This window comes from Microlunatus capsulatus (assembly GCF_017876495.1).
GTDB classification, from domain to species: Bacteria; Actinomycetota; Actinomycetes; order Propionibacteriales; family Propionibacteriaceae; genus Microlunatus; species Microlunatus capsulatus.
On the sequence record NZ_JAGIOB010000001.1, the window covers coordinates 1,380,544 to 1,400,653 of the forward strand.

Sequence of the window (20,110 nt, forward strand, 5' to 3'; positions counted from 1 at the left end):
CTGGGAGCCTTTCGTCTGCTTCGGGGAAGGCGACCCGGCGCGGCTGCGTGTCCGACGGTAGGGGTGCAGGGCCCGGCAGGTCGCAGCCAGTATGGCCACGGCCGCCGGTCACCGAGCCCGTGCCACGCCGGGACGGCGGCCTTTCACAGGCTCCGCGGACAGCACCTCCCGCTACCCTCGGCACATGCCGCCCAGCCGCGACGAGGACCTCGACTGGCTCTACGGCCGGTCCCCGCGGCCGCCCGGGCCCGAGCCGACGCGCGTGCTCCCGCCCGCCGCCGACGACCCCTCCGCGGCACCGCCCACCCCCTCCTGGGACCGGCCCGCCGCGCCGCCGCCCGACCCCCGACGCGTCGACCCGGGCTGGGGCCGGACGCCGCGGACGCCGCCGCCCGGCCGTCGTCCGCAGGGTCCCGCCGGACCGCCCCCGGCCCCGCCCACCGCACCGGGCGGCCGACCGCCCCGCCGTCGGCACCCCGTGCGGAACGCCGTCCGGGCCCTGGCCCTGCTCGTCGCGCTGGCCCTCGCCTGGCTGGTCGGGGTGCCGGCGTACGCCTGGAGCCAGGTGGGCCGGGTGGACGACGCCCCCGCCGGCGAGCGGCCCGGTGACCAGCCGGGCCAGACCTTCCTGCTCGTCGGCTCCGACTCCCGCGAGGGGTTGACCGCGGCCGAGCGCAAGCGGCTCGGCACCGGGAAGACCGAGGGCCAGCGCACCGACACGATCATGCTGCTGCACGTCCCGCCCGGCGGCGAGCCGGCGCTGGTGTCCATCCCGCGTGACTCCTTCGTCGACATCCCGGGCCACGGGGAGAACAAGATCAACGCCGCCTTCGCCTTCGGGGGCGCCCCGCTGCTCGAGCAGACCGTCGAGCAGAGCACGGGCCTGCGGGTCGACGGCTACCTGGAGATCGGGTTCGGCGGCTTCGTCAACGTCATCGACGCCCTGGGCGGGATCGAGATGTGCCTGCCGAAGGCGATCGAGGACCGCGACAGCCACCTCGACCTGCCGAAGGGCTGCCAGGAGCTCGACGGCACCACGGCGCTCGGCTACGTCCGGATGCGCAAGGCCGACCCCCGCGGCGACCTCGGCCGGGTCGAGCGGCAGCGGGAGATGCTGGCCGCCGTCGCGGGGGAGGCCGCCTCCCCCGCGACGGTGCTCAACCCGGTCCGCTACTGGCGCCTCAGCACGGCCTCGGCCCGCTCCGTCCGGCTGGGCGAGGACACCTCGCTCTGGCAGGTCGGCACGCTGGCGCTGGCCATGCGGACTGTGGCGGCCGGCGGCGGGCTGACCCTCACCGTCCCCGTCTCCGATCCCGACGCCTCGACGTCGGCCGGCTCGGCCGTGCTCTGGGACGAGAAGGAGGCCGCCGCGATGTTCAGCGACCTGGCCCGCGGCGACACCTCCGACCTGCAGCAGTACGTGCGCTGACCGCTCCCCTCCCCCGCGCTCCCCGGAGGAGCGGCGGGCCTGTCAGTGCGGGCTCGTAGCGTTCCCCACGCCCGTTCCTCCCCCGGCTCGGGCAGCACGGAGCGAGGAGCAGGCCGATGAGCAGGGCGGTGGTGAAGACGGTCGCGGCGCTGCTCGCAGCGGTGGCCGCGGTGGTGCTGGGACTGGACGGCGCCGAGCTGGTCGCCGTCCCGACGGCGGTGGTGGTGGCGTGCATCGTCACCTCGGCGACGCTGGCCGCGGTAGCCACCGTCGGCGCCGCCTGGCGCGACTGGCGGGAGCGGCGGCTGGGCCGGCGCCGCGAGCTGGCCGAGATCACCCTGACCGCCACGCTGTGGGCGGTGGTCGACCAGGTGCGGCCCCGGCTGGACTTCCGGGACCTCGGCATCGCCGTCTACCGGTCCGACCGGCGCTGGTGGTGGCCGTGGGGCTCCCGGCTCCGCCGGGTGCACCGCGTCCGCGCCTCCCGCCGACCGGTCAGCTCCGACGTCGCCTGGCGCCCGGGCAAGGGCGTCATCGGCGCCTGCGTGACCCAGGGCGAGGTCGTCGCGGTGGACCTCGCGCAGATGTCGGCCGACCTCGGCCAGCCGAGCGCCGAGGAGTGGCGGCAGGTGCCCGACGACCTGCGGATGGGGCTCGAGCACGACGAGTACCTCGACCTGCGCGACAAGTACGCCGTCGTCGTGGCCTCCCCGATCATCGACGACTCCGGCCCCCGCTCGCGGGTGGTCGGCTGCCTCGCCCTCGACGGCCCCGACGGGCGGCTGGCCTCGCTGAGCAGCGAGGAGGTGCTGGGCCTGCTGAACTTCACGGGTCAGGCCCTCCTCTCCCAGGCCGGCTGAGGCGTAGGATCCAGGGCACCCGGAGGGAAGGCGACACCCATGTCACCCGGCAACATCAAGAAGGCGCGCGCGTCGGTCATCACCCGGCCCGCCGTGCAGTCGGTGAGTGCCACCCGCAAGCTCGCCTCGTCGCTGCGCCGGCTGGGCGCCGACCAGGCCACGATCGACAAGCTCACGCGCCGCCCGGCCGCGCCCGGCGCCTCCCGCTGAGCCCCGCCCGCTGACCCGTCCCCGGGCGGTCCCGGCGGGTAGAGTCGTGCGGTGCTCGAAACCGCGACCGCTGCCCTGCCCGACGCCGGCGAGGTCGCCCAGCAGGCGGCCCGGCGCCGCGTCGTCGCCGTCATCTCCCACCCCGACGCCGGCAAGTCGACCCTGACCGAGGCCCTGCTGCTGCACGCCCGCGCCATCGGCCGGGCCGGCGCCACGCACGGCAAGGCGGGCCGCAAGGCCACCGTCTCGGACTGGATGAGCATGGAGCAGCAGCGCGGCATCTCGATCAGCTCGGCCGCCGTGCAGTTCGAGCACGACGGCGTCGTCGTCAACCTCGTCGACACCCCCGGCCACGCCGACTTCTCCGAGGACACCTACCGGGTGCTGGCCGCGGTCGACTCGGTGATCATGCTCGTCGACGCGGCGAAGGGCCTGGAGGCCCAGACGATGAAGCTGTTCGACGTCTGCCGCCGCCGCAAGCTCCCCGTCATCACCATGATCAACAAGTGGGACCGCCCGGGCCTGGACGCGCTGGCCCTGATGGACGAGATCGAGACCCGGACCGGCCTCGTCCCCACCCCGCTCACCTGGCCGGTCGGCATCGCCGGCGACTTCGCCGGCCTGGTGGAGCGGCGGACCGGCGAGCTCGCCCAGTTCACCCGGACCGCCGGCGGCGCGACCATCGCCGAGGAACACCTCGTGGCGCCGTCGGAGGCCGAGGCCCTCGTCGGGTCACGCTGGGGCACGGCCCAGGACGAGATCGGCCTGCTGGAGGGCCACGACCAGGAGCTCTTCCTGGCCGCCGCCACCACCCCGGTGCTGTTCGGCGCCGCCGTGCTCAACATCGGCATCGGCCGGCTGCTGGACGTCATCGTCGAGCACGCGCCGGCCGCGGAGGCGCGGCGCGACACCGCCGGCGAGCCCCGGCCCGTCGACGAGCCCTTCTCGGGGTTCGTCTTCAAGGTGCAGTCGGGGATGAACGCGGCGCACCGCGACCGGATCGCCTTCATCCGGGTCTGCTCCGGCCTCTTCGAGCGCGGCATGACGCTGACCCACCAGCCGACCGGCCGGCCGTTCGCCACCAAGTACGCCCACCAGTTCTTCGGCCGGGAGCGGGAGACCGTCGACCTCGCCTGGCCGGGCGACGTCGTCGGCCTGGTCAACGCCAACGCGCTGCGGCCGGGCGACACCCTCTACCTCGACCGTCACGTCGAGTTCCCGCCCATCCCCCGTTTCGCGCCCGAGCACTTCCAGGTCGTCAACGCCCGCGACACCAGCAAGCACAAGCAGTTCCACAAGGGCCTCAGCCAGCTGGACCGCGAGGGCGTCATCCAGCTGCTCACCTCGCAGCTGCGGGGGCCGCAGCAGCCAATCCTGGGCGCCGTCGGCCAGATGCAGTACGAGGTGGTCGCCGACCGGATGACCCACGAGTTCAACTGCCCCGTCAGCCTGGAGCCGCTGGCGCACACCGTCGCCCAGCGCACGGTGCCCGCGGCTCAGGACGTGCTGGGCTCGGAGAGCAACGTCGAGGTGGCCACCGGCTCGGACGGGACGACGATCGCCCTGTTCCCCAACACCTGGCGGCTGGCCACGGTCCGTCGCAACCACCCCGACCTCGAGCTGGCCGGCCTGGGCGTCGCGGAGGACTGAGGGGCCCGCCCAGCGGTGTCTTGAGCGTCGCTGAACCGGTCAAGTAACGTGCCGGGGGTGACTGCGAACCCCACGCCCGCGACGCCGCGCGCCCTCCGCCGCACCTCCCTGGACTCCGTCGGCGGGACCGCCTGGACCCTGACCGCGCTCGACCCGGTCCCCGCCGGCTGGGCCGCCGTGGGCGAGGGACCGGTGGCCGCGACCGTCCCGGGTGAGGTGCACGCCGAACTGCTGGCCGCCGGTCTCATCCCGGACCCCTTCGACGCCGACCACGAGGCCCAGCTGGCCTGGATCGGCCGCACCAGCTGGTCCTACCGCGCCGAGCTCACCTGGACCGGCGGCCCGGAGGACCACCACGAGCTCGTCGCCGACGGGCTCGACACCCTCGCGACCGTGCTGGTCAACGGCACCGAGGTGGCCCGCACCGCGAACGAGCACCGCACCCACCGGGTCGACGTCACCGACGTCCTGGTCGAGGGCACCAACACCCTCGAGATCCGCTTCGAGGCCCCCGTCACCGGTGCCGAGCGGCTGGCCGCCGAGCTGGGCGACCGGCCCCGCGCCTACGGCCACCCCTTCAACGCGCTCCGCAAGATGGCCAGCCAGTACGGCTGGGACTGGGGTCCCGACCTCGCCGGCGCCGGCATCTGGAAGTCGATCGGGATCGAGTCCTGGAGCGGCGTGCGGCTGGCCGCGGTCCGCCCGCTGGCCACCCTCGACGGCACCGACGGCGTGCTGGAGACCCACGTCGACCTGCAGTGGGCGCCGGGTGCCACCGAGCCGGTGACCGTCGCCGTCCGGCTCGGCGGGGACGCGGCGCAGGCGGTCGCGCAGCCGGGCCAGCCCTCCGTCGTGGTCGTGCAGCGGGCGGCCGACGTCGCCGCCTGGTGGCCGCGCGGGTACGGCGCCCAGGCGCTGCACGACGTGGCCGTCGAGGTGGCCGCCGGGACCGGGAGGCTCGGCACCTGGTCGGGCCGCGTCGGCTTCCGCACCGTCACGCTGACCACGGAGCCGGACGTCGACGGGACGGGGTTCGTGCTGGCCGTGAACGGCGAGCCGGTGTTCGTCAAGGGCGCCAACTGGATCCCCGACGACGCGCTCGTCACCCGGCTGACCGAGGACACCTACCGCGCCGGGGTGGCCGAGGCCGTGGCGGCGGGGATGAACCTGCTGCGCGTCTGGGGCGGCGGGATCTACGAGAGCGAGCACTTCTACCGCGCCTGCGACGAGGCGGGCGTGCTGGTCTGGCAGGACTTCCTCTTCGCGTGCGCGGCCTACAGCGAGGACGAGCCGTTGCGCAGCGAGGTCGTCGCCGAGGCCCGCGAGGCCGTCACCCGGCTGTCCCAGCACGCGAGCCTCGTCCTGTGGAACGGGAACAACGAGAACATCTGGGGCTACGTCGAGTGGGGCTGGCGGACCGCCCTCGCGGGCCGCAGCTGGGGCGACGGCTACTACACCGAGGTGCTGCCGGCGGTCGTCGCCGAGCTGGACCCGCGGACGCCCTACAGCCCGGGCAGCCCATACTCCTTCGTGAAGTACGCCCACCCGAACGACCACCGGCACGGCACGATGCACATCTGGGACGTCTGGAACCAGCGGGACTACAGCCACTACCGCGACTACCCGGCCCGCTTCGTCTCCGAGTTCGGGTTCCAGGGCCCGGCCGCCTGGTCGACGCTGACCTCGGTGGTGCACGACGAGCCCCTCGACCCGTACGGGCCCCAGATGCTCGTCCACCAGAAGGCGCACCTGGGCAACCTCAAGCTGGAGCGCGGGCTGGGCGAGCACCTCCCGGGCTGGGGCGTGTCGTCAGGTCCGGGGGATGCCACCGGCCGCGCGGACATGGACGACTGGCACTGGCTCACCTCGCTCAACCAGGCCCGGGCCGTGGCCTTCGGCGTCGAGCACTTCCGCAGCCTCTACCCGCTGAACCGCGGCGCCGTCGTCTGGCAGCTGAACGACAACTGGCCCGTGGTCTCGTGGGCCGCCGTCGACAGCCACGGCATCCGCAAGCCGCTCTGGTACGCGCTCCGCCGCGTCAACGCCGACCGGTTCGCCACCTTCCAGCCGCGGCCCGACGAGCACGGCGAGCCGGTGCACACCCTGGTGGCGCACGACGACAGCGACGAGGTGTGGGAGGGCGAGCTGGTGCTCACCCGGCGCTCGACCGGCGCGGGCTCGACGGTGCTGGCCGAGCAGCGGGTGCCGTTCCACCTCGACCCGCGCTCCGCGGTCGCGGTGGTCCTCGACGCCGACCTGCTGACCCCGGCCGACCCGCGGGCGGAGGTGCTGACCGCCGAGGCCGAGGGGATGACGACGGCCTTCGGCTACTTCGTCGAGGACACCGAGCTCCAGCTGGTCGACGCCGAGAGCGCCTACGAGGTGGAGGTCGCGCACGCTGCGGGCGGCTGCACCGTGACCGTCACCGCCGCGGCTCTGGCCAAGGACCTGATGCTCTTCCCCGACCGCCTCGACCCCGCGGCCCGCGTCGACTCGGGGCTGGTCACCCTGCTGGCCGGGCAGAGCCACACCTTCGCCGTCACCGGCCCCGCCCTCGACGACGAGGCCCTCACCACGAAGCCGGTGCTCCGCTCGGTCAACGACGTGGTGGGCCAGTAGCGTCGACGAGCTCAGGGAACGGGAACCGCACCACCGCGGCCTGAGCCTGTCCCCGCGGCCTGAGCCTGTCCCCGCGGCCTGAGCCTGTCGAAGGCCCTCCGACAGGCTCAGGGCACGACAACGCCCGGCCACCCCGCGAGGGGTGACCGGGCGTCGACGTGCTCAGACCGTGGCGGCCTTGGGGTCCCAGCCCTCGGGCAGCAGGGCCGGCTTCTCGAAGGTGCTGTCGACGGAGACGAACTCGCCCCGCTCGCCGGACTCGGCGATGGCGACCATCGTGTCGAGGACGTGGAACGCCTGCGTGCCCTGTGCGCGGTGCGGCCGGTTCTCGCGGATGGCCCGGGCGATGTCCAGCGCGCCGGTGCCGCGCGAGGACTGCGCCGTGGTCTCGGCGACGACGGTGAACTCGTCCTCGCCGAAGCGCCGGACGGCGATCTCGCCCTCGAACATGTTCGGGTCGGGCACCAGCATCGTGCCCTCGGTCCCGGTGATCTCCAGCAGCGTCCGCGTCTGCGCGGAGTCGAAGGAGTAGATCATCGTGGCCGACTGGCCCGACTCGTACTGCACCAGCGCGGAGTACTGGCTGGGCACGGTCACGTCGAAGACCTCGCCGGCCTTGGGGCCGGAGCCGATGGTGCGGGTCTCCCGCGCCTTGGAGGCGGTGGCGGCGACCTTGCGGGCCGGGCCGAAGAACTGCGTGAGCGCCGTCAGGTAGTACGGGCCGATGTCGAACAGCGGGCCGGCGCCGTACTGGAAGAGGAAGGCGGGGTCCGGGTGCCACGACTCCGGGCCCGGGCTCTGCAGCAGCACCAGCGCGGTCAGCGGGGTGCCGATGACGCCGGACTCCAGCAGCTCGCGGCTCTTCTGGAGGCCGCTGCCGAGGAAGGTGTCGGGCGCGCAGCCGACCCGCAGGCCCGCCTTCTCGGCGGCCTCGATGGTGCCCCGGCCGGCCTCGCGGTCCAGCGCCAGCGGCTTCTCGTTCCACACGTGCTTGCCGGCGGCGATGGCCTGGGCCGCCACCTCGGCGTGCGCGTCGGGGGTGGTGATGTTGACGACGAGCTCGACGTCCGGGTTGTCCAGGACGACCGAGTTGTCGCCGGAGGCGACGATGCCGAACTCCTTCGCGCGGGCGTGCGCCTTCTCGGTGATCTTGTCGGCGATCGCCACCACATGGGTGTCGGCGAAGCTCGTCAGGTTCTCGATGTAGGTCCCGGAGATCACACCGGCACCGATGATGCCGATGCCGACGGGCCCGGTGCGGGGGGTGGGGGTGGTGGTCATGGGTCAGGCTCCCTTTCCGGCGGTGAGGTAGGTGCGGCTGTCGCGGACGGCGTCCAGCATGTCGCCCTCGCTGTCGTCGAGCTCGACGACGCGCAGGGCGTCGGGCGCCGCGTCGACGAAGCTCCAGACGGGCAGCGAGCCCGAGCCGACGGCGACCTGCTTCTTGTTGTCGCGGCTGCCGTCGCCGTCCTTGACGTGCAGGGCGACGACGCGGTCGCCGAGGCGCTGCAGGAGGGCGGGGACGTCGGCGCCGCCGACGTGGGCCCAGTAGGTGTCGACCTCGAGGACGACCCCGGGGTCGAGGTGGGCGGCGAGGACCTCCAGGCCGTGCTGGCCGTCGAAGTCCTTCTCGATCTCCCACCAGTGGTTGTGGTAGCCGACCTTGAGGCCGTGCTCGGCGGCCTTGGCGGCGGCGGCGTTGAGGCTGTCGGCCGTGGCCTTGATGCCGTCGACGTCCTGCCAGTGCGGGGCGCGCACGGCCGGCTCGATGACGGTGCCGATGCCCAGCTCGACGGCGGCGGCGAAGATCGCGTCCAGGTCGGCGTCGACCACCAGCCCCATGTGGGTGGTGGGAGCGGTGAGGCCGTGCTCGCCGAGGCGGCGCAGGCCGTCCAGGAAGTTGGTGAAGCCGAACGGCTCGACCTGGGTGAAGCCGAAGCCGGCGATGCGCTCCAGGGTGCCGTCGAAGTCCTCGGCCAGCGCGTTCCGCACGGTGTAGAGCTGCACGGACAGGTCTTGGTCGCTCATGGTCCTCCTTCGTTGGGGGTGGGTCCGTCCCCGACCCTCCCACGTCCCGCTGGGGTGGGCGCTGTCGGGTGGTCCCGTCGCGGACGACGCTACCAAAACCGGTTCAGTCGGTACATTGGCGGCACCGAGGCAGCAGGGAGGCCGCAGCGTGAACCGCGTGACGATCAACGAGATCGCCCGCCGGTCCGGCGTGTCCAAGGGCGCCGTGTCCTACGCGCTGAACAACCGGCCCGGCGTCTCGGCCGAGACCCGGGCCCGCATCCTCGCCGTCGCCGACCAGCTGGGCTGGGCGCCGAACCGGACGGCGCGGCTGCTGTCGGGGTCGCGGACCGACACCTTCGGCCTGGTCCTGGCCCGTGACCCGCGGACCCTGGCCAACGAGCCCTTCTACATGGAGTTCGTCGCCGGCCTGGAGTCGGTGCTCAGCACCCGCTCCTACGCCCTGCTGCTGCAGGTGTGCGTCGACCTCGACAGCGAGCTGCAGACCTACCGCAAGTGGACCTCCGAGCGCCGGGTGGACGCGGTGGTCGTCGTCGACGTGCGCGTCGACGACCCCCGGCTGCCGCTGCTGGCCGCGCTGGAGCTGCCCGCCGTCTTCGTCGCCGACCCGAGCGTCACCGCCGCCTCCACCACCGTCTGGACCGACGACACCGCCGCGATGGACGCCGCGGTCGCCTACCTCGTCGGGCTCGGGCACGTCGCGATCGCCCGGGTCAGCGGGCTCGACGACCTCAGCCACGTCCAGATCCGCGACCGGGCCTTCCTGGCCGCCGCGGCCGCGCACGGGGCGGTCGGCCGGATCCATGTCGCGGACTTCTCCGCCGAGGGCGGGCGCACGGGGACGCGCGCGCTGCTCGAGGGGCCGGACGCGCCCACGGCCATCATGTTCGACAACGACCTGATGGCGGTCGCGGCGCTGTCGGCGCTCGCCGAGCTGGGCGTCGCGGTGCCGTCGCAGGTGAGCGTGCTGGCCTGGGACGACTCCACGCTGTGCGAGATCACCCACCCGCAGCTCTCGGCGATGAGCCACGACGTGATGGGCCTCGGCGCGCACGTCGCGCGCCGGCTCTTCGACCTGCTCGAGGGCGCGCCGCCCGCCGCGCACCTGGACTCGACGCCCCGGCTCGTCGTGCGGGGCAGCACGGCCCCGGTCCCCTCAGCCGGCTGAGGAGCCGGGCGGGGACGCCTCCGCCGTCGGCTCCCCCAGCAGCTGCCGCGCCAGCAGCGTGCCCGCCGCGGTGGCCACGGGGAACACGACGACGCCGACGAACGGGACCGCCAGCAGCAGGAAGGTCGGCACGCACAGACCCAGCACCCGGGCCCGGCGGCGGCGCATCAGCGCCCGGCGGCCGCGCAGCGTCAGCACGTCGCGCCGCTCCAGCCCGGGGCCGACCAGCTCGACGCCCAGCAGCCAGCCGCCGACCAGCGCCGACACCACCGGCACGGCCAGCTGGCCGACGACGGGGACGAACCCGGCCCCGAACAGCGCGACGGCGCAGCCGGCGGAGGCCGCGACCATGGCCAGCGACTGGCGCAGCCCGCGGCCCAGCGAGGAGGTCCAGCCCTCCTCCGCCGGCGTCGGCGGCCCCGGCAGCTCGCGGTCGACGAACTCGGAGATGAGGTCGTACAGCGGCGCGCCCAGCGTCAGGGTGAGCGTGGTGAAGGTGATGACCATGAGCAGCACCACCCCGCCCAGCAGGGCGACCGCCACCAGCACCCGGACCAGCGTCGCCAGGCCCGGCGCCCAGCCGTCGGCGAAGCCGGTCAGCGCGTCGACGACGACGTCGCCGCGGCGCACCAGCAGCACGAGGACGAGCACGAACAGCGTGGAGGTGATCAGCGGCGGCAGCGCGCCCAGCAGGAAGAGCCTCGGCCGACGGGCGACCAGGCCCAGCCCGCGGCCCAGCAGGCCGACCCCGGCCAGGGCCTCACCGGGCGCGGCCACGGGTCAGGCCCCGGCGACGGCACCGCGGACGCGGGCGCCCTTGGCCTCGGCGGCCGCCCGCAGGTCCTCCTGGAAGGCGAGCATCGCGCGCGCCAGCGCCGGGTCGGCGGCGGCGAGGACGCGGACGGCGAGCAGCCCGGCGTTGCGGGCGCCGCCGATCGAGACCGTGGCCACCGGCACCCCGGCCGGCATCTGGACGATCGAGAGCAGCGAGTCCATGCCGTCGAGGTGGCGCAGCGGCACGGGCACGCCGATGACCGGAAGCGGGGTGACCGCGGCGAGCATGCCCGGCAGGTGCGCGGCCCCGCCCGCGCCGGCCACGATCACCTGCAGGCCGCGCTCGTGCGCCGTCCGGCCGTAGGCGAGCATCGCGTCGGGCATCCGGTGCGCGGAGACGACGTCGGCCTCGTAGACCACGCCGAACTCCGCGCAGGCCGCGGCGGCGGCCTCCATCACGGGCCAGTCGGAGTCCGAGCCCATGACGATCCCGACGCGGGGCGCGCCGGCGGTCTCGTTCCGGGCGGTCTCGGTCTCAGGCATCGGGGTCCCCCATCAGGTAGGCGGCGGCGTGCCGGGCGCGCTTGCGGGTCTCGGCCGGGTCGTCGCCGTAGGTGGTGACGTGGCCGACCTTGCGCCCCGGCCGGACGGACTTGCCGTACAGCTGCACGCGCAGCCGGCGGTCGCGGGCGAAGCAGTGCAGCAGGGCCGAGGGCAGGTCCTCGACGGTGCCGCCCAGCACGTTGGCCATCACCGTCCAGGGCGCCCGGGTGGCCGGGTCGCCCAGCGGCAGGTCGAGCACGGCGCGCAGGTGGTTCTCGAACTGGGAGGTGTGGGCGCCGTCGATCGTCCAGTGCCCGGTGTTGTGGGGGCGCATGGCCAGCTCGTTGACCACGACGCTGCCGTCGCGGCGCTGCATCAGCTCCACGGCGAGCAGCCCGACCACCTCCAGCTCGTGGGCGACGGTGAGGGCCAGCAGCTCGGCGGCGACGGCCTGGTCGGGGTCCAGCCCGGGCGCCGGCGTCACGGTCTCGACGCAGACGCCGTCGCGCTGCACCGACTCCGAGACCGGGTAGGCGACCGCCTGGCCCGAGGGCGAGCGGACGACGAGGGCGCTGAGCTCGCGGGCGAAGTCGACGAACTCCTCGGCCACCACCTGCACGCCGGGTGCGAGGTCGGCGAAGGGCAGGCCCGCGTCGGCGGCGGAGCCGAGCTTCCAGACGCCCTTGCCGTCGTAGCCGCCGCGCGAGGTCTTGGCGATCACCGGCCAGCCCTGCTGGTCGCCGAAGGCGACCAGCGCGTCCTCGTCGGCCACGACGCGGTAGGCGGGGCACGGCAGCCCCAGCGCGGTCAGCCGCTCGCGCATCACCGCCTTGTCCTGCGCGTGCAGCAGGGCGGCCGCCCCGGGCCGGACGACGACGCCGTCGTCCTCCAGCTCGCGCAGCAGCCCGCCGGGCACGTGCTCGTGGTCGAAGGTGACGACGTCGCAGCGGGCGGCGAAGGCCTTGACGGTGGCGGGGTCGGTGTAGTCGCCGACGGTGACGTCGTGCACGACGCCGGCGGCCGAGACGTCGGGCCCCTCGGCCAGCAGCCGGACCTCGACGCCCAGCCCGATGGAGGCGGCGTACGTCATCCGGGCCAGCTGGCCGCCGCCGATGATGCCCACCACGAAGGGGCGGGGGCCGGGAGCAGCAGGGGTGGTCACGGGCCGGAAGCCTAGCCGCCGCGACCGGGCCGGCCGGTCCCGCCCGCGGTGCCCGCGGGCCGCCGTCAGCGCAGCCGGAAGATCAGCCCGCGCTGGACGACGAAGTTGACCGTCGTCGCGACGCCCTGGGCGACGACGAAGGCCACCACCTGGACGGCGAGCCGGCCGAGTCCGGCGTCGGTGAGCGCGTCGAACAGGACGCTGAACAGGCCGACCTGGAGGGCGAAGGTGACGGCGTAGAGGACGACGACGGCCGCGAACCGGCGCCTCGACGGCTCCGCCCGGAAGGTCCAGCGGCGGTTGATGAGGTACGCGGTGGTGGTGCCGGCGACGAAGGAGAGCGCCTTGGCGCCGGTGTGCCCGAGCCCGAGGGCCATCAGGGTGACGAGGAGCCCGAAGTCGACGACCGCCGACAGGCCCCCGGTGAGCACGAAGCGCACCAGCTGGGTGCGCAGCCCCAGCGGGCTCGTCCGCTCGCCCAGCGGCAGCTCGACGGGCTGCGGCAGCGGGAGGTCGTCGGCCACGGCGTGCATCCTCGGGGTCGGTGCGTCCCGGCCGTCGGCGACCGGCCGGCCGCGGACATCGTAGCGGCGCGGCTCCCCGTCGCCGGCGCGCGAGGCCGGCCGCGGCTCAGGCGTGCGCGGGCCAGCCCTCGTCGTCGGCCCCGAACAGCAGCTGGGTCATGGTCTGGTGCACGTGCTCGACCTCCGGCACGTCCACCAGGGCGATCACCCCGGCCTCGCTGGCCGTCTGCACGTTGAGCGTCCCGCAGCCCAGCACCCGGTCGGACAGGCTGCGCTCGGAGGAGACGTCGTTGACGCGGCTGAGCGGCAGGTCCTTGCTGGTCTTGCTGACGATGCCGCTGCGGGTGACGAGCCGGCGGTTGGTCAGCGTGTAGGTGGTGGTGCGCCAGCGCAGGAAGGGCAGGACGGTCCAGAAGACCGCGAGCACCAGGCCCAGCAGGGCGATCGCCACCTGCCCGCCCGGGCGCCAGTCCCCCGGCACCAGCGCGGCCCCGGCCCCGACGCCGGCCCCGACCAGCACGAGCGCGAGCGCCGGCAGGACCATCGCCTTGGCGTGCGTGCGCGTGTGCAGGACCTCGTACTCGTCGGTCCCGAGCAGCTTCGGCGGCAGTCCCACACCTCCAGGGTGGCACAGGGCTCCACCCCGGCCGTGGTCCTCGAGCGATCAGCGACCCCCGCCGGGCTCGACCGCGCCCGGCGCGGTGGGCGCCAGCCGGGCCCGGTCCTGCGCCGGGTCGACGGGCACCTGCAGCGGGTCGACGGTGTCGGGCGCGGTGGCCAGACGGGTCTCCAGCGAGCGCTCGACCTGCGCCGCCACCGACTTCTTCGCCGTGGCCACCGGCACCGGCGGCGCCTTGGTGATCCGCTTGGTCCAGTTGTTCCGGATGTAGTTGAAGTTCTTGTAGTAGGCGTCGTAGGTCGCGTTGTCGAGGACCCGCATGATGATCTCGTTGTTGGCCAGCAGGGCCGTGCCGGTGAAGTTCGCCGAACCGGTGTAGACGACCTTCTTGCTCTGGCTGAACCAGCGGCCGTTGACCATCAGCACCTTGTGGTGCATGTACTTGTCCCGCTTGCCGTTCTTGTTCTGGTCGATGCCCGCGTCGTAGACCGTCATCTGCCCGTAGCGCGCGCTCGGCTTCAGCAGCACCTGCAGGACCTTCGGGCTGATGTTGAACTTGTTGATGATCACCGAGACCTTGCAGCCGGAGTCGTGCAGCTTCCAGGCGCGCCGGGCGATGTCGAGCCGGGCCGCGCTCCAACCCCACTGCTCGACCCGGACGACGGTGCGCCCCTCGCTGCCGTAGGACTTCGACATCCCGGTGCAGCGGACGTTGTTCAGCACGTCGAGCATCGGCACGTCGGCCGTGCCCTTCACCGCCAGCCGGGGGAAGAAGTAGAGCTTGTTCTTCCCGCTGGTGGTGGTGCGGTAGTAGTTCGGCTGGTCGCGGTCGGCCAGCATGTCGGTGAAGTAGCGGTCCAGCGAGGCGTAGATCTTCGCGTCGCCGACGAGGATGTGCATGTTGTTCCAGCTGACGCTGCTGTTGCCCGTGTAGGGGTTCGCCGAGCTGACCATCGAGATGGTCTTCGACACCCCGGACTGGGAGAACAGGAAGAACTTCGCGTGCATCACCGAGGTGCTGCTGGACATGCAGCTGTTGACGCAGCGGGCGACGTAGCTCTTCGCCTTCTTGTTCGTGCCGAGCGTCTTGCGCATCCGCTGGGTCTGGGGCGAGATGGGGTAGTCGTCGATCAGCAGCTGGACGTCCACCCCGCGGGCGTAGGCCCGCACCAGCGCGTCGGCGGTGCTGTCGAGGTCGAAGAGGTACTGCGCCATCCGGATCCGCGAGCCGGGCGGCGCGTGGTCGATCGCGTCCTCGACCTTGTCGATGATCCGGCGGTGCTTGGCCAGGCTGCCGGTCGGGTCGTTGAAGACCAGGGCGGGCGCCACCTTGTAGGTGTCGGTGGCCGCGGCGGCCTCCGGCACGGACGGGGCGGGCGACACGAGCGCCAGCGCGGGGGCCACCAGGGCCAGCGCGAGAGCGCCGACGAGGGCCGGGATCAGACGGTTTCGGGGTCGCACAGCGGGAGAGCTCCAGAGTCGTCGGACGGGCGACCGCGACCGGCTCCGCCGAGCGGCCCGACCGCGGTGATCTCGGAAGGCTAACTACCCGCGCTGACATCCGCGCAATCCGACAGGCCACCGAGACCCGATGGAGACCTCCGCCGCGGAGGTCACGGCTCAGCTCCGGAGGTGGACGACGTCCCCCGCCCCGAAGGTCCGCAGGCCCTCGGCGGTGCGGACGACCAGCCGGCCGTCGGCGTCCAGCGCCTCGGCCCGGCCCTCGACGGTGACGTCGCCGGCCAGGTGCACCCGGACCTGCCGGCCGAGGGTGTCGCTGCGCCGCAGGTAGGACGCCGCGAAGGGCGCGTCGTCGTCGAGGACCTCCCAGCGCCGGTACAGCAGCTCGAAGGCCGCGAGCACCGTGGCGATGACGAGGTTCCGCGACGGCGGGCACGAGCCGGGCTCGCGCTGCTCCGCCAGCAGGGCCAGCGAGGTGGCCGTCGGCACCGGCAGCTCGTCGGCGGCCAGCCAGACGTTGACCCCGGCCCCGACGACGCACGCCGGCCCGTCGGGGGTCTCCACCCGCTCGGCGAGGATGCCGCAGACCTTGAGGCCGTCGACCAGGACGTCGTTGGGCCACTTGAGCAGGGCGGGGACGTCGGCGGTCCGGCGCAGGCCCTCGACGACGGCGATCCCGGCCAGCAGCGGCAGCCAGGTCCAGCGGGCCGGGTCGACGTCGGCCGGCCGCAGCAGCACCGACATCGCGACGCTGGTGCCGCGCGGGGCCACCCAGGTCCGGCCCTGCCGGCCGCGGCCGGCGTCCTGGAAGTCGGTGACGAGCACGGTCCCGCCGGGGGCGCCAGCCCGCGCCCGGGCGGCGAGGTCGGCGTTGGTGGAGCCGGTCCGCTCGACGACGTCGACGCCGCTCCACAGCCCGCCGGGGCGGAGCAGCTCGCGCCGCAGCACCCCCGCGTCGAGCACGTCCCCGCTCAGCACCTCGCACCCCGCACGCGGCGACCCTAGCCCGCCGGGACCGCCCGCCGACGTCGCGGCCACGGCTCGACCGCGGCGCGGGTCCGCGCCGGAACTGGCTAGGGTGCCGCCTATGGACCACGCCAACCCCGCTCTGGACATCCACACCACCGCCGGCAAGCTCGCGGACCTGGACCAGCGCATCGAGCAGGCCGTCCACGCCGGGTCCGCCGCCGCCGTCGAGAAGCAGCACGCCAAGGGCAAGCTGACCGCCCGCGAGCGGATCGAGCTGCTGCTCGACGAGGGCTCCTTCACCGAGCTCGACGAGTTCGCGCGGCACCGCTCGACGGCCTTCGGGATGGCGGAGAAGCGCCCCTACGGCGACGGCGTCGTCACCGGCTTCGGCACGGTCGACGACCGGCCGGTCTGCGTGTTCAGCCAGGACGTCACGATCTTCGGCGGCAGCCTCGGCCAGGTGTACGGCGAGAAGATCGTCAAGATCATCGACTTCGCCCTCAAGACGGGCTGCCCGCTGATCGGCCTCAACGAGGGCGGTGGCGCGCGCATCCAGGAGGGCGTGGTCTCGCTCGGCCTGTACGGGGAGATCTTCCGCCGCAACACCCACGCCAGCGGCGTGATCCCGCAGATCTCGCTGATCATGGGCGCGGCCGCCGGCGGGCACGTCTACTCCCCCGCGCTGACCGACTTCGTCGTCATGGTCGACCAGACCTCGCAGATGTTCATCACCGGCCCTGACGTGATCAAGACCGTCACCGGTGAGGACGTCACGATGGAGGAGCTGGGCGGCGGCCGGACCCACAACACGAAGTCCGGCAACGCGCACTACCTCGCCGCCGACGAGGCCGACGCCATCGACTACGTCAAGGCGCTCATCGGCTTCCTGCCGCAGAACAACCTCGAGGAGGCGCCGGTCGTCGAGCACGAGCCGTCCCCTGCGGTCACCGACGACGACCGCGACCTCGACGCCCTCATCCCCGACTCGCCCAACCAGCCCTACGACATGCACGAGGTGATCCGCCGCGTCCTCGACGACGGCGACTTCCTCGAGGTGCAGGAGCTGTTCGCGCCGAACATCCTCATCGGCTTCGGCCGGGTGGACGGCCGCTCCGTCGGCGTGGTGGCCAACCAGCCGCTGCACTTCGCCGGCTGCCTCGACATCGACGCCTCCGAGAAGGCGGCCCGGTTCGTCCGCACCTGCGACGCCTTCAACATCCCGGTGCTCACATTCGTCGACGTGCCCGGCTTCCTGCCCGGCACCGACCAGGAGTGGAACGGCATCATCCGCCGCGGCGCGAAGCTGATCTACGCCTACGCCGAGGCGACGGTCCCCCTCGTCACGGTCATCACGCGCAAGGCCTACGGCGGCGCCTACGACGTCATGGGCTCCAAGCACCTCGGCGCCGACTTCAACCTGGCCTGGCCGACGGCGCAGATCGCGGTGATGGGCGCCCAGGGCGCGGTCAACATCCTCCACCGGCGCGAGCTGGCCGGGCACCCGGACCCCGACGCCCGCCGCGCCGAGCTGATCACCGAGTACGACGACGAGCTGGCCAACCCCTACGTCGCCGCCGAGCGCGGCTACGTCGACGCCGTGATCAGCCCGCACGAGACGCGGGTCGAGATCACCCGGGTCCTCCGCCTGCTCCGGACCAAGCGGCAGACCCTGCCGCCCAAGAAGCACGGGAACATCCCGCTGTGAGCGCCGAGCAGGACGCTCCCCCGGCGATCAGCGTCGTCGCGGGAGCGCCGAGCGCCGAGGAGCTCGCGGCGGTGGTCGTGGTCCTGACGGCGGCCGCGGCGGCCTCCGCGCCGCCCGCCCCGCCCCCGGCGCCCTCGGCCTGGGCCGTCGCCGCCCGGCAGGGCCGCCCGGCCCTCACCCCCGGCCCCGGCGCCTGGGTGGCCTCGGCCCGACCCCGCTGACCCCACCTCTCGCTCGCCGCTCGGCCGCCGAGGAGGAGGCCCTCCCGGTCGGACGACGCGTTGGAGCGCGCCGACCTCCTTCTCGACCGCGAGGGTTGTGGACGAGAGTGTTGACGGGGTGCGGGCGGGGCACGGTGGGCGCGTGGGGCGTTTCCAGCGGGAGCTGCGGTCGGCGGTGGCGCCACGGGCGGCGCGCGACCTCCTCGGCACCGGCGCGACCCGGCACGTCCTCGACGGGCCCCGGTGGCGGCGGGCGACGCGTGGGTTCTACGTCCCCACCGCCGAGGTCGCCCTCACCCCCACCCAGCGGATCCTCGACGCGGCGAGCGCGCTCCCGCCCGGGGCGGTGATCGGCGGCTGGGCGGCCGCCTTCGTCCAGGGTGTCGACCTCATGGACGGGCTCGACGACCACACGCTGCGGCCGCGGCCCGTGCCGGTCCACCTGCCACCCGGTCTGCACCGGCGCGACAGCGCGCAGCTGCGCTACCACCAGGCGCGCGAGGAGGTGGCCTCCGTCGTGGTGGCGGGCCTCCGCGTGACCTCCGCCGTGCGCACCGCCGTCGACCTGGCGCGGTGGGCACCCGACGTCACCGAGGCGGTCGTGGCGCTCGACCTCCTCCTCGCGGCCGGGCTCGTGACCCCCGCGGAGCTCGTCGCCGGCGTGGAGGGAGCGGGACGCTCCCGGGGCGTGGTCGGCGCCCGCCGCGCCGTCGCGCTCGCGACGACGGGGGCCCGCAGCCCGTGGGAGTCACGGCTGCGGATGGCCTATGTGCTCAACCTCGGGTACCCCCAGCCCCTCGTGAACCCGACCGTCCTCGACGCGTCGGGCGCCGTCGTCGGCATCCCCGACCTGCTCGACGAGGAGGCGGGCCTCGTCCTCGAGTACGACGGCGCCTCGTGGACCACGGCGGCCCGCCGGGGCGGCCACCGCGACGTCGACCAGCACCGCGAGGACAACGCCCGCGAGGAGCTCCTCGAGCGGACCGGCCTCTTCGTCACCCGCGTCGACAGGGCCGACCTCGTCCGCCACCGCACCCAGCTGCTCCACCGCCTGCGGGCCGCCCGCACCCACGCCCTCGCCCGGGACCGCACCCGCGACCGCTGGCGCGTCGCTCCGCGCGAGAAGGAGGTCCTGCCGCTCGTGGAGGCCTCTCGAGCCGCACGGCCTCCTTCTCGAGGCAGGAGGGACGTCCGCGCTAGAAGCCCGCGACCGCGTGGGGCTGGTAGCCCTCCTCCAGGCGGGCCTTCTCCTCGTCGGTGAGGACCAGGTCGGCGGCGGCCACCGCGTCGTCGATGTGGCCCGCCTTCGTGGCGCCGATGATGGGCGCGGTGACGACCGGGTTGGCCAGCACCCAGGCGAGGGCGACCTGCGCGCGCGGCACGCCGCGCTCCTCGGCGATCGCGGCGACGGTCTCGGCGATGCCGCGGTCCTCCTCGCGGTAGAGCTTCTTGCCGAACTCGTCGGTCTCGCTGCGCGCGGTGCTCTCGTCCCACGGGCGGGTCAGCTTGCCCCGGGCGAGCGGGCTCCACGGGATCACCCCGACGCCGAGGTCGGCGCAGAGCGGCAGCATCTCGCGCTCCTCCTCGCGGTTGAGGAGGTTGTAGTGGTCCTGCATCGAGACGAACGGCGTCAGGCCGTGGATCCGGGCGAGGTACTGCGCCTTCGAGAACTGCCACGCCCACATCGACGACGCGCCGAGGTAGCGGACCTTGCCCGAGCGGACGAGCTCGTGCAGCGTCTCGAGGGTCTCCAGGATCGGCGTCCGCGGGTCCCAGCGGTGGATCTGGTAGAGGTCGATGTAGTCGGTGCCGAGCCGGCGCAGGCTCTCGTCCACCTGCCACAGGATCGCCTTGCGCGACAGCCCGCCGCCGTTGGGGCCATCAGCCATCTGGCCGAAGACCTTCGTGGCCAGGACCAGCTGCTCGCGCGGCAGCAGCTCGGCGAGGGCGCGGCCGACGATCTCCTCGCTGCTGCCCGCCGAGTAGCCGTTCGCGGTGTCGAAGAAGGTGATGCCGGCCTCGACGGCCTGGCGCAGCAGGGGCCGGCTCTCGTCCTCCGGCAGCGTCCAGCGGTGGTTCCCGCGCTCCGGCTCGCCGAAGCTCATGCAGCCCAGGCAGATCCTCGAGACCTGCAGGCCCGTCGTTCCGAGGTTCACGTAGTCCATGGC

The 20,110-nt window shown here is 73.9% G+C and carries 19 protein-coding genes; 9 read left to right on the forward strand and 10 right to left on the reverse strand.

The window, feature by feature from the left end:
• The first annotated feature begins 184 nt into the window (after positions 1-184).
• From JOF54_RS06375 to JOF54_RS06395, 5 genes are all read left to right on the forward strand, one after another.
• Positions 185-1,429 (forward strand): LCP family protein, encoded by a 1,245-nt coding sequence (locus JOF54_RS06375; protein ID WP_210054001.1) that lies wholly within the window; start codon positions 185-187, stop codon positions 1,427-1,429.
• Positions 1,430-1,545: 116 nt separating this feature from the next.
• Positions 1,546-2,289, forward strand: a complete 744-nt coding sequence (locus JOF54_RS06380; RefSeq protein WP_210054003.1) for a hypothetical protein — start codon at positions 1,546-1,548, stop codon at positions 2,287-2,289.
• Between the two features lie 39 nt (positions 2,290-2,328).
• Entirely contained in the window at positions 2,329-2,499 is a 171-nt protein-coding gene (locus tag JOF54_RS06385) for a hypothetical protein (RefSeq protein ID WP_210054005.1), read from the forward strand.
• A 51-nt stretch (positions 2,500-2,550) separates the two neighbouring features.
• A complete protein-coding gene (locus JOF54_RS06390) occupies positions 2,551-4,149 on the forward strand; it encodes a peptide chain release factor 3 (protein WP_307803891.1) in 1,599 nt (532 codons plus the stop codon).
• Positions 4,150-4,206: 57 nt separating this feature from the next.
• Positions 4,207-6,768, forward strand: a complete 2,562-nt coding sequence (locus tag JOF54_RS06395) for a glycoside hydrolase family 2 protein (RefSeq protein WP_307803892.1) — start codon at positions 4,207-4,209, stop codon at positions 6,766-6,768.
• A 162-nt stretch (positions 6,769-6,930) separates the two neighbouring features.
• Here the strand turns inward: JOF54_RS06395 and JOF54_RS06400 are convergent, their stop codons facing one another.
• Together JOF54_RS06400 and JOF54_RS06405 are read right to left on the reverse strand one after the other, a co-directional pair.
• Positions 6,931-8,049: a Gfo/Idh/MocA family protein gene (locus JOF54_RS06400; protein WP_210054008.1), complete on the reverse strand. Its 1,119-nt coding sequence runs from the start codon at positions 8,047-8,049 to the stop codon at positions 6,931-6,933.
• Positions 8,050-8,052: 3 nt separating this feature from the next.
• Complete coding sequence (locus JOF54_RS06405) at positions 8,053-8,796, reverse strand: sugar phosphate isomerase/epimerase family protein (RefSeq protein WP_210054009.1); 744 nt, start codon at positions 8,794-8,796, stop codon at positions 8,053-8,055.
• Between the two features lie 157 nt (positions 8,797-8,953).
• Here JOF54_RS06405 and JOF54_RS06410 point away from each other — a divergent pair, with 157 nt between their 5' ends.
• Positions 8,954-9,964 (forward strand): LacI family DNA-binding transcriptional regulator, encoded by a 1,011-nt coding sequence (locus tag JOF54_RS06410; RefSeq protein WP_307803893.1) that lies wholly within the window; start codon positions 8,954-8,956, stop codon positions 9,962-9,964.
• On the opposite strand, the gene JOF54_RS06415 is transcribed toward JOF54_RS06410, so the two are convergent.
• The 7 genes from JOF54_RS06415 to JOF54_RS06445 form a co-directional block, all read right to left on the reverse strand.
• The gene (locus JOF54_RS06415) at positions 9,953-10,741 is read right to left on the reverse strand and encodes an EI24 domain-containing protein (protein ID WP_210054015.1); all 789 of its coding nucleotides are present in this window, start codon (positions 10,739-10,741) and stop codon (positions 9,953-9,955) included. The genes JOF54_RS06410 and JOF54_RS06415 overlap by 12 nt on opposite strands.
• Positions 10,742-10,744: 3 nt before the next feature.
• On the reverse strand, positions 10,745-11,281 hold the full coding sequence (purE, locus tag JOF54_RS06420; protein WP_210054017.1) for a 5-(carboxyamino)imidazole ribonucleotide mutase: 537 nt from the start codon (positions 11,279-11,281) through the stop codon (positions 10,745-10,747).
• Positions 11,274-12,443, reverse strand: a complete 1,170-nt coding sequence (locus JOF54_RS06425) for a 5-(carboxyamino)imidazole ribonucleotide synthase (protein WP_307803894.1) — start codon at positions 12,441-12,443, stop codon at positions 11,274-11,276. Before JOF54_RS06425 ends, purE begins: the two co-directional genes overlap by 8 nt.
• A 65-nt stretch (positions 12,444-12,508) precedes the next feature.
• Complete coding sequence (locus JOF54_RS06430) at positions 12,509-12,967, reverse strand: GtrA family protein (RefSeq protein ID WP_307803895.1); 459 nt, start codon at positions 12,965-12,967, stop codon at positions 12,509-12,511.
• A 106-nt stretch (positions 12,968-13,073) separates the two neighbouring features.
• Positions 13,074-13,583: a PH domain-containing protein gene (locus JOF54_RS06435; protein WP_210054019.1), complete on the reverse strand. Its 510-nt coding sequence runs from the start codon at positions 13,581-13,583 to the stop codon at positions 13,074-13,076.
• 48 nt (positions 13,584-13,631) lie between these two features.
• Positions 13,632-15,047: a phospholipase D-like domain-containing protein gene (locus JOF54_RS06440; protein WP_210054021.1), complete on the reverse strand. Its 1,416-nt coding sequence runs from the start codon at positions 15,045-15,047 to the stop codon at positions 13,632-13,634.
• Positions 15,048-15,206: 159 nt separating this feature from the next.
• Positions 15,207-16,025: a biotin--[acetyl-CoA-carboxylase] ligase gene (locus tag JOF54_RS06445; RefSeq protein ID WP_307803896.1), complete on the reverse strand. Its 819-nt coding sequence runs from the start codon at positions 16,023-16,025 to the stop codon at positions 15,207-15,209.
• Between the two features lie 109 nt (positions 16,026-16,134).
• On the opposite strand from JOF54_RS06445, the gene JOF54_RS06450 reads away from it, so the two are divergent.
• The 3 genes from JOF54_RS06450 (at position 16,135) to JOF54_RS06460 (ending at position 19,203) form a co-directional block, all read left to right on the forward strand.
• A complete protein-coding gene (locus JOF54_RS06450) occupies positions 16,135-17,721 on the forward strand; it encodes an acyl-CoA carboxylase subunit beta (RefSeq protein WP_210054025.1) in 1,587 nt (528 codons plus the stop codon).
• Positions 17,718-17,942, forward strand: a complete 225-nt coding sequence (locus tag JOF54_RS20785) for an acyl-CoA carboxylase epsilon subunit (RefSeq protein WP_210054027.1) — start codon at positions 17,718-17,720, stop codon at positions 17,940-17,942. The genes JOF54_RS06450 and JOF54_RS20785 overlap by 4 nt, the downstream gene beginning before the upstream one ends.
• 142 nt (positions 17,943-18,084) lie before the next feature.
• The gene (locus JOF54_RS06460) at positions 18,085-19,203 is read left to right on the forward strand and encodes a hypothetical protein (protein ID WP_210054029.1); all 1,119 of its coding nucleotides are present in this window, start codon (positions 18,085-18,087) and stop codon (positions 19,201-19,203) included.
• Here the strand turns inward: JOF54_RS06460 and JOF54_RS06465 are convergent.
• Positions 19,139-20,107 (reverse strand): aldo/keto reductase, encoded by a 969-nt coding sequence (locus JOF54_RS06465; protein ID WP_210054031.1) that lies wholly within the window; start codon positions 20,105-20,107, stop codon positions 19,139-19,141. The two genes, JOF54_RS06460 and JOF54_RS06465, sit on opposite strands and share 65 nt — an antisense overlap.
• Between the last annotated feature and the right edge of the window lie 3 nt (positions 20,108-20,110).